At 70.7% G+C, this 2,540-nt stretch carries 3 protein-coding genes; all 3 read right to left on the bottom strand.

Annotation, left to right across the window (positions count from 1 at the left end; translation table 11 throughout):
• Nucleotides 1-579: NAD(P)-dependent oxidoreductase (locus VFO68_RS09425; RefSeq protein ID WP_325157812.1), on the bottom strand; the 579-nt coding region annotated here is incomplete at its 3' end.
• A gap of 69 nt (nt 580-648) precedes the next feature.
• Nucleotides 649-1,473, bottom strand: a complete 825-nt coding sequence (locus VFO68_RS09420) for a hypothetical protein (RefSeq protein WP_325157811.1) — start codon at nt 1,471-1,473, stop codon at nt 649-651.
• A 46-nt stretch (nt 1,474-1,519) separates the two neighbouring features.
• On the bottom strand, nt 1,520-2,540 hold a 1,021-nt coding region (rsgA, locus tag VFO68_RS09415; RefSeq protein ID WP_325157810.1), incomplete at its 5' end, for a ribosome small subunit-dependent GTPase A.

Genomic DNA, 2,540 nt, shown 5'->3' with positions numbered 1-2,540 from the left:
GCCGAACATCACCGGCAGGCGCATTCTGCCCAGCCGGAGCAGCAGGCGGGCCATGGGCTCGTCGCCGATCAGCGCGGCGATCCGCAGCCGCACGCCGGCCCCGCCGCTCTCGGCGAACCGGGCCACGTTGGCGTGCGCGGTCAGCGAGGAGCGCACCGGCCCGACCGGGTCGAGCCGGGCGTCCTCGGTCAGCACGTCGTCGCCGCCGTCGGCGTAGACGAACGAGACGCCCTCCTGAACGATCACCCGGACATCACCGGTGGCCAGGGCCGCGTCGACCAGCGCCCGGCTGCCTTCGGTGCGGATCCGGTCGTTCTCGGTCATGCCGCGCAGCATGGCGGCGGGCCGGGTGGGGATCCGGGTGGCCAGGTTGACCACGGCCTCGTGCCCGGCCACCGCCTTGGTCATCGAGTCGGGGTCGAACAGGTCGGCCACCACCGGCTCGATGCCGAGCGCCCGCACCGCGGTGGCGCGCTCGTCGGAGCGGGCCAGGCCGGTCACGGTGTGCCCGGCGGCGAGCAGGCGGGGCACCGCCTCCCGGCCGAGCACACCCGTGCCTCCGATCAGCAGTACCCGCACCGCCGCTCACCCCTTCCGCCGTCGTCGTCCAGTATCAGGACGACGCGGCGGCCGGGGGCGTGACAGCGACTAGCTGGGGAACTCGGCGATCTCGTTCGGCGCCGGGGCCGCGACCTCGATCTTCTTGCCCCAGTCGGTGTAGTTGACGGTGACCTTGGCCTGCTCGGTCTTCTGGGTCTGCGGGTTGGTCGCCGACACCGTGGTGACGATCCGCACCGGCAGGTTGTCCTTGTTCAGCCAGATGTCCATCGGGTAGTCCTTCAGGCCGGCCGTGGCCGCGCCGTCGAGCATCTTCTTCAGCTCGGGGTCGGCCTTCGCCAGCGCCTTCTGGACGTCCACGGTCACGGTGTAGTGCGTGGTGTCCTGGCCGTCGAGCTGCTCACTCTTCTTGCTGGTGATCTCACCCGCGTCCTGCAGCTGCTTGAGCGTCTGGCTCGGGTCGCCCTGGCTCTTCATCTGGTCGACCAGGCTCGCGAAGACCTTGGACATCGGGTCGGAACCGTTGGCGTCGATCTTGAGCCAGGGCTTGCCGGGCTCCAGCTCCTCACCGGTCTTGATGTAGAAGACGTTGTCGACCAGGCGCATCGTGACCTCGGCCATCTCCGGCACCGCCATGGTCATTTCCATCGCGACGTCGTTGCCGAACTGGATGTCGCCCTGGGCGTTGATGGCTTCCTCGCCGCCCTCGATGGACATCTGCATGTGGGCGGACTGCTTCTCGGTGCTCTTCTTCGACACCACGTCGGCCAGCATGGACAGGCTGCCGATCTCCGCGGAGCTCCCGGCGCCGTTGCCGGAGTTGCCACTGCCCGACTCGCCGCCGGACTGGCAGCCGGACAGCACCAGTGCGGCGATGGCTGCTGCCCCGCAGGTGAGAAGGGTGGTCTTGCGCATGCTGTTGCCTCCAGTTGAGATAGCCGCGAGGGACGGTACCTGGTGCTCAGTCCTGGTATTCGTCAAGGCCCGCCCGGGAGGCAAGCAGACGGCGCAGCGACGTGAGCCGGCCCACAGTCGCTTCGCCCGCTGCGGTAACCACATCCAACATACAGTCGGGATCCTCCGGGGGGCCCCGATGACCGCAGTTGGACGGGCATTCCTCCGCCGCCTCCACGAACTCCGGGAACGCGGCCACGATATCGTCCGGCCGCACGTGCGCGAGGCCGAACGAGCGAATTCCCGGGGTGTCCACCACCCAGCCACCGCCCGGCAACGGCAGCGCGACGGCGGTGGTGGAGGTGTGCCGGCCCTTGCCGACCGCGCTGACCGCGCCGATCGCCCGGTCGGCGTCCGGCACCAGCCGGTTGACCAATGTGGACTTGCCGACACCGGAGTGGCCGACCAGCGCGGACACCTTGTGCGCCAACGCCGAGCGCAGCTCCTCCGGTTCCTTGTCGTGCCGGGTGACGATGATCGGCAGATCCAGCTCGGCGTAGGCGGCGAGGAGTTCGTCGGGACTGGCCAGGTCGGATTTGGTGAGGCACAGCACAGGTTGCAGTCCGCCGGTGTAGGCGGCCACCAGGCACCGGTCGATGAAGCCGGTGCGCGGCGGCGGATCGGCCAGCGCACACACGATCATCAGCCGCTCGGCGTTGGCCACCACCACCCGCTCGTACGGGTCGTTGTCGTCGGCGGTGCGGCGCAGCACGCTGCTGCGGTCGGCCACCCGCACCACCCGGGCCAGGGTGTCCGGCCGGCCCGAGGTGTCCCCGACCAGGTCGACCAGGTCGCCGACCACGATCGGGGTGCGGCCCAGCTCCCGGGCCCGCATGGCGACGATGGTGCGGCCGGGATCACTGTCCAGGGCGCAGGTCCACCGGCCGCGGTCGACCTCGATGACCAGCGCGGTACGGGCGTCGGCGTGCTCCGGGCGCAGCTTGCTGCGGGGCCGGGTGCCCCGCCCGGGCCGGACCCGGACGTCCGCCTCGTCGAGCCTGCGCCAGTCCTCGCGCCGCGCCCGGCCG

It is taken from the genome of Actinophytocola sp., assembly GCF_035712165.1.
Lineage (GTDB): Bacteria > Actinomycetota > Actinomycetes > Mycobacteriales > Pseudonocardiaceae > DASYTH01.
Note: the sequence above shows the minus strand (reverse complement) of the source record. Positions and strands in the feature narration are given on the sequence as shown.

Excerpts from the sequence above, each read along its gene's own strand:
- VFO68_RS09420 (WP_325157811.1), bottom strand. The coding sequence starts at position 1,473 with ATGCGCAAGACCACCCTTCTCACCTGCGGGGCAGCAGCCATCGCCGCA.